This is a genomic window from Massilia sp. P2_C2, assembly GCF_056404615.1.
Genome location: NZ_JBFUDR010000311.1, coordinates 1 through 6,997 on the forward strand (window position 1 = coordinate 1; position 6,997 = coordinate 6,997).

4 protein-coding genes and 1 pseudogene are annotated in these 6,997 nt (G+C 70.7%); 4 read left to right on the forward strand and 1 reads right to left on the reverse strand.

What is annotated here, in order from left to right; genetic code table 11:
• Nucleotides 1-1,881: glycoside hydrolase family 97 protein (locus AC1DYX_RS25600; protein WP_477264114.1), on the forward strand; the 1,881-nt coding region annotated here is incomplete at its 5' end.
• Nucleotides 1,878-3,536, forward strand: coding sequence for a glycoside hydrolase family 43 protein (locus tag AC1DYX_RS25605; protein ID WP_477264116.1), 1,659 nt, complete (start codon nucleotides 1,878-1,880; stop codon nucleotides 3,534-3,536). The genes AC1DYX_RS25600 and AC1DYX_RS25605, both read left to right, overlap by 4 nt.
• Nucleotides 3,537-3,541: 5 nt before the next feature.
• Here AC1DYX_RS25605 and AC1DYX_RS25610 read toward each other — a convergent pair whose 3' ends face one another.
• A complete protein-coding gene (locus tag AC1DYX_RS25610) occupies nucleotides 3,542-4,591 on the reverse strand; it encodes a hypothetical protein (RefSeq protein WP_477264118.1) in 1,050 nt (349 codons plus the stop codon).
• A 245-nt stretch (nucleotides 4,592-4,836) separates the two neighbouring features.
• On the opposite strand from AC1DYX_RS25610, the gene AC1DYX_RS25615 reads away from it, so the two are divergent.
• On the forward strand, nucleotides 4,837-6,234 hold the full coding sequence (locus AC1DYX_RS25615; protein ID WP_477264119.1) for a 1-deoxy-D-xylulose-5-phosphate synthase N-terminal domain-containing protein: 1,398 nt from the start codon (nucleotides 4,837-4,839) through the stop codon (nucleotides 6,232-6,234).
• 33 nt (nucleotides 6,235-6,267) lie between these two features.
• Nucleotides 6,268-6,997 (forward strand): annotated as a pseudogene (locus AC1DYX_RS25620) (squalene--hopene cyclase); the annotation flags it as partial.

Consider the following 6,997-nt stretch of genomic DNA (forward strand, 5'->3'; position numbering starts at 1 on the left):
TCCGTCCTGTTGCCGGCCGCCGCGCAGGCCGCGCCCATCGTCGTTTCCTCGCCGGACGGCCGCACCGCGATCCGGATCGAGCAGGACGCCAGCCAGTTCACCGTCGCCCGCCGCGGCAAGACCGTCATCGCCCCGTCGCCGCTGGGCCTGGAGCTGGACGGCGCACCCGACTTCGGCCCGCTCGCGCTTGAGCGGCGCGAGGACGTCAAGGTCGACCGCATCATTCCGCTGGTCGCCACCAAGGCGTCCTCGGCGCGTGACCACTACCGGGGCGCGACGCTGGTGTTCCGCGAGCGCACGGAAGCCGGCCGTCGCCTGGTCGTGGACGTGCGCGCCTACGACGATGGCGTCGCGTTCCGCTACCGCCTCGAGGGCAGCGACCCGGTGCGCCTGCGCGGCGAGCGGACGGCGTTCGTGCCGGCCGGGGACCCCGAATGCCTCGTGTCGGTCGCTGAAGGCGCGCACGAGGTGCCGTTCGAACGCCGGAAGGTCTCGCAGTTGCGCGACGGCGTCGGCTATGACGTGCCGGTCGTGTGCACCACGCCGGCCGGCGACACGGCGTACGCCATCACCCAGGCCAATCTGGAAGGTTATACGGGCGCTTCGCTGTGGCGCGACGGCGGCGCGCTGCGCGTGCACCTGTCGGCCGTGCCGAACCGGCCCGGCCCGGCCTACGTGTCGCACGGCGGACTGACGACGGCGTGGCGCGCCGTCCTGCTGGGCGACCGCGCCGGCGACCTGATCGGCTCGCAACTGGTCGGCAACCTGAACCCGGCGCCGCAGGGCGATTTCAGCTGGGTCAAGCCGGGCAAGGCGGCGTGGGACTGGTGGTCCGGGCCGCTGGCCGGCATGAAGGCGGACATGGCCAACTACCGCCGCTTCATCGATTTCGCCGCGGAAGCCGGCCTGCCGTACTACCTGATCGACGCGGGCTGGGCCAAGAACGCCAACGCGGACGCCTGGGTCGCGCGGCCGGACACCGACATCACCCAGGCCTTTGATGGCATCGACATGCCGGAGCTGGTGCGCTATGCCGCCTCGAAGGGCGTCGGCCTGATGCTGTGGGCCCACTGGCAGCACGTCGACCAGCGCATGGACGAGGTGCTCGACACCTATGCGCGCTGGGGCATCAAGGGCGTCAAGATCGACTTCATGAGCCGCGACGACCAGGACATGGTCGACTTCTACCGCCGCGTCGCGGCCGCGACGGCCAGGCGCCACCTGCTGCTCGACCTGCACGGCGCCTACGTGCCGGACGGGCTGCAGCGCACCTGGCCGAACTACGTCACGCAGGAAGGCGTGATGGGGGCGGAATGGGACAAGATGAAGAAGAACGTCACGCCGTTCCACAACCTGATGCTGCCCTATACACGCATGCTGGCCGGCCCGATGGACTACACCCCCGGCGGCTTCCACAACGCGACGCCGGACACCTTCGTCGTGCGCGAGGTGAGCCCGCTCACGCAGAACACGCGCGGCCAGGAACTGGCGAAGTACGTCGTGTACGAGAGCCCGCTGCAGATGGTGTCCGACGACCCCGAGGCCTACCGCGGCGCCGCCGGTTTCGACTTCATCCAGCGCGTGCCGACCGCATGGGACGAGACGCGCTTCCTGGCCGGCGAACCCGGACGCGACATCGTGCTGGCGCGGCGCCAGGGCAAGACGTGGTACATCGGCGCGATGACGGCGGACGAGGGCCGCACGGCGCGCGTCGCGCTGGGCTTCCTGCCGGCCGGACGCTATCGCGCCACGATCTGGGAAGATGGGGCGACGCCGAACGAGGTGCGGCGCACGGCACGCAACGTCAAGGCGGGCGACGTGCTCGCGCTGAAACTGCCTGTGGCCGGCGGCGCCGCCGTGATCCTGGAACCGGCGCGGTGAAGGCCGCCCCGATGACCGCCGGCGCGCTCGCCGTCCTGCTGGCGGGCGCCGTTGTGCTGGCCAGTCCTTGTGGCGCGGCGGAGGACACCGTCTGGGGCCGCTGGACCCGGTGGGGCGACCTCGGCAACGGCCACTACCGCAACCCCGTCCTGCCGGCCGACTACAGCGACCTGGATGCGATCCGCGTGGGCGACGACTATTACGCGATCTCGTCGACGTTCCAGTTCTCGCCCGGGATGGCGATCCTGCATTCGCGCGACCTGGTCAACTGGCGCACGGTCGGGCACGCGGTGCAGGACCTGACCCGGATTTCGCCGGAACTCGACTGGACCCGGATGAACCGCTACGGCCGCGGTATCTGGGCCGGCACGATCCGCCACCACGCGGGCCGCTTCTGGATCGTGTTCGGCACGCCGGACGAAGGCTATTTCATGACGAGCGCGGAAAAGCCCGAGGGCCCGTGGACGCCGGTACAGGCCCTGCTGCGCGAACCCGGCTGGGACGACTGCGCCCCGTTCTGGGACGACGACGGCAAGGGCTATTTCATCGGCACGCATTTCAGCGACGGCTACAAGATCCACCTGTGGGAAATGACCCCCGACAACCAGGCGCTCGTGCCGGGGTCGGACCGGGTGGTCTATCAATCGAAGGGCAGCGAAGCCAGCAAGCTGTACAAGTTCGACGGCACCTACTATCACTTCTTCAGCGAAGTGCAGGGCGACGTGCGCGTGATGATGATGCGGCGCGCGCCGTCGCTGCGCGGTCCCTGGTCTGAAAAGCGCCAGCTCATGCGCGGCGACCGTCCCGCCATGGAACCGAACCAGGGCGGCATCGTCCAGGGACCGGATGGGAAATGGTATTTCTTTACCCACCACGGCTCGGGCGACTGGGCGGGCAGGGCCGCGAGCCTGCTGCCGGTGCACTGGATCGATGGCTGGCCGGTGATCGGCGAACCGGACGGCGAGGGTATCGGCACGATGGTGTGGGAGGGCGGGATGCCCGCCCGGGGTGAGGGCCGACAGTTCCCGCAGGGCAGCGACGATTTTAAAGGCAGGCAGCTCGCGCCCGTCTGGGAATGGAATTACCAGCCGCGCGCCGACAAATGGTCGCTGGCGGCCCGTCCCGGTTTCCTGCGGCTGCATGCCTTCGCGGGGCTGGACGGCGGCAATCTGCTCAAGGTCGGCAATGTGCTGACGCAACGGGTCGTGCGCACCCCCGGCCAGGCTTTCGTCGCGCGGGTCGAGCTGAAGGGCATGGCGGACGGCCAGCATGCCGGCCTCGTGCAGTTCTCGGCACAACCTCGGGACGCCAACCCGGCCGCATCGACGGCGTCGGCCGGGATCGTGATGGAAGACGGCAAGCGCTACCTGGAAGTGTCTCGCGATGGCAGCACTACCCGGCTGCAGCCATGGCCGCACGGCGCGATCTGGCTGCGCTCCACGTGGGGACTGGACGGCCGGGCCCAGCTTGCCGTCAGCAGCGACGGCCGGCGCTTCCAGACCGTGTTGCCGGACTTCCCGTTGACGTGGGGTGCCTACCGCGGCAGCCGGGTCGGGCTGTTCACGTTMAATCCGGCGGGGGAGCGTGGCTACGTGGACATCGACCGGGTGAACTATGCCATCGACAATGGCGCCGGCGGGAAAGCGCGCGACTGAAGCGCTCAGGGCCTGCCTGCGACCAGCGCCCGCATGGCCGCCAGGCGTTGTGCGTCGAGCAGGAAAGCGTTGTCCGCAGCACCTTGCGCCACCAGTTTGTCGTGCAGCCTGAGCCCGGTGCGCGGATCCCTGCCCAGCCGGCGCATGGCGTCGAACGCCCAGCGGTCGGCGCGCTCGAACACGCCCGCCGCGACGTGATCGACGCCGGACAGCGAGGCCCGGTTCGCCGCCGATTGCGCCATCAGCGAGGCGGCCTGTCCGGCGAGCTGGACCGCGGCGACCTGGCCGGTGGCGGAAGTGCCGGAAGCCGCCGCGGCGCCACGCACGGACGCCGAAGCACCGCTGGTGGCGAAACCGAGTCCCACGACGGAGAGCCATTTCAGGCTGCCGACGAGAAACGCATAGGCCTTCATCCGCGCGCCGCCCTGTTCGGACAGGCCCTGGGTCCACAACACGATCCACAACGCTTCGTCCGCGGTCAGAGGAGGGCGGAACACATCGAGCGGATGCACGGATTCCGTCCAGTGATAATGCTGCAGCCCCGGCTCGAGCGGCGGCGCGACCAGCACATGGCCGCGGCATAGCGTCACCGGCGCCACCGTCACCCGCTCGCCGGATGCCAGCGTCAGGCCGAACGGGGCGCCGCGGTCGCGCACCTCCGCCAGCCTGGCCGCCATCTTGAGCCGGTTGCGGCTCGTGTAGCCGTCGACTGCGGTGACCACGTCGCCCGCGCGCAGGCCGGATGCCGGGTCCGCGGCGATCACCGTCAGGTTCTCGTCCACGCCCAGGGCGCGCAGCCAGGCGATGCGGACGTCCGCGTCGGCGATGCCGTACGAGGTCAGCACGTCGAACGGCAGCTCGTACTGGTGGTCGCAACCGCCGTCGGCCGCGGCCTTTGATCGCACGATGGCCGGCCGCAACGCCACCGCGGCCTCGCCGAACGCCTGCATCCGGGCGACCAGGGCGCGGTCGAGCGCACGGCCGTCGTCCACGGTCGGCCTCGTCGCGCATCCGGTGAGGGCGGCAAGGACGAGCGCGGCGATGGGAACTGTCATCGATGTTGTCGGCATGCGCTGATTTTTTACCTCCGTGACATCGTTAGACCGTGCGCCGGCGCGAAGGTGCCGTCCGCGCAAGCAATTATTTCTTAGACGCCGGAAACGGTTCATGCACACGGCGTAGGCCGGCGCGGACGTGCACATTTGCCACGCCGCGGAACCCGACGATGGCCTACAATGGATTGGTCTTTGGCCGTCGCGCGTGTCCGCCTTTGCGCGCGCATCGTTAGCGAAGGAAACGCATGAATCCGTTACAGGCGATCGCCGTGCCGGCCGGACTGCGCAGGATGACGCCGGCCCAGCTGCGCACCCTCGCGCAGCAGTGGCGCGCGTCGCCGGCCGCGCCCGCCGTCGAGCTGGCCCTCGCGCTCCACTACGTATTCGACGCGCCCCGCGACCGCATCGTCTGGGACGACGGTGACGCCGCCCACCCGTCGACCGCGCTGGCGGCCGCGTACGGCGTGGCCCGGGCGCTCAGGCTGCAAGGCGTAGACGCGCATGCCGTGGCCGTCATCGGCATCGATGTGCTAGGCGCCGGGATGGCGTTCGAGGCCCTGAACAACGCCGGTGTCCCGTCGGATGCGCGCCTGCTGGTCGTCCTGAACGACGCCGCCGTGCCGGGCCGCGCGCCGCCGCCCGCGGCGATCTGCGACGCGGTGGGCTTGCCCTACGTCGGGCCGGTCGACGGCCACGATCTCGCCAACCTCATCCCGACGCTGGACGACTTGCGGCGACGCGCCGGAGCGCACCTGCTCCACGTCGTCACGCGGACGGCCCGGGAAGCCGGGCCGGGTGATGCGGATGGCATCGACGACTGGCTGTGCGACCTGGCCGCGGCGGAACCGCGCCTCGTCGCCGTCACGCCGGCGCGGCGCGGCATGACGGGTCTCGCGCGGTTCGCGCAGGCGTTTCCGGACAGGTATTTCGACGCCGGCCCGGCCGACCAGCACGCCGTGACTTTCGCCGCCGGGCTCGCGGCCGAGGGATTGAAGCCCGTGGTGGCGCTCCCTTCGACCAGCCTGCAGCGCGCCTACGACCAGCTGATCCATGACGTGGCGCTGCAAAACCTGGACGTGACGTTCGCGCTCGCCGCCGGCGCCTTCGATACCGCCTTCCTGCGCTGCATCCCGAATCTGCTGGCGCTGGCGCCCTCGGATGCCGGCGAGTGCCGCGGCCTGCTCGCGACGGCCTGCCGCCACGCCGGCCCGGCCGCCGTGCGCATTCCGCGCGGCATGCGTGCGGACGTTGCCGCAAATGCCGGTATGGAAGGTGTCGACATCGGGTGCGCGCTGGTCCGCCGCACGGGCGCACGGACGGCGATACTCGCGTTCGGGCCCGTGGTCGCGGCCAGCCTCGGCGCCGGCCGCGTGCTCGATGCCACGGTCGTCGACATGCGCTTCATCAAGCCGCTCGACACGGGCCTCGTGCTGCGCCTCGCGCGCGGGCACGAGCAACTGGTCACGGTGGAAGACGGCGCCGTGACGGGCGGCGCCGGCGCGGCGGTGGCGGAGGCGCTGGCCGTGCACGGCGTTGCCGTGCCGCTGGCGATACTGGGTCCGCACGACGCGGACGGGATCGTGCAGGCCATCCGGCGCCGCTTTCCGCCCGGGCGGCAAAGACAGGTGGCGAACGACGGCTGAAGGTGCGGCAGGGCACCGGCGAGGGAGGAGATCATGCGATATTCCGCGTTCCGGGCATGGCAGACAGGTGCGGCGGGTGCCGGTGCCGCGCGGGGACCGGACGTCGAAGCCGCCGTCGAGCGCGCGCTGCAGGCGGTATTGCGTGACCAGCGGCCCGATGGCCACTGGGTCTACGAGCTGGAGGCCGATGCGACCATCCCGTCCGAATACGTGTTGATGGTGCATTTCCTCGGCGAGCCCGCCGACCGCGTGCGCGAGGCGCGCATCGGCCGTTACCTGCGCCGCATCCAGGGAGCGCATGGCGGCTGGCCGCTGTTCCACGATGGCGCGCTCGACCCCAGCGCCAGCGTGAAGGCGTATTTCGCGCTTAAGATGATCGGCGACGATCCGGACGCGCCGCATATGGCCAGGGCGCGCGCGGCGATCCGGGCACACGGCGGCGCCGAACGCAGCAACGTTTTTACCCGCATCCTGCTTGCGCAATACGGCATCGTGCCGTGGGACGCGGTACCGAGCATGCCGGTCGAGCTCGCGCTGCTGCCGTCGTGGTCGCCGTTCCACCTGTCGAAGGTGTCGTACTGGACGCGCACCGTGCTGACGCCGCTGCTCGTGCTGGGCGCGCTGAAGCCGCGTGCGCGCAATCCGCGCGGCGTGGGCATCGGCGAGCTGTTCCTCGCGCCGCCGCACCAGCTGCGCGTGGCGCCGCGCGCGCCGCACCAGAGCCGGCTGTGRTTCGCCTTGTTCCGTATGGTCGACACAAGGT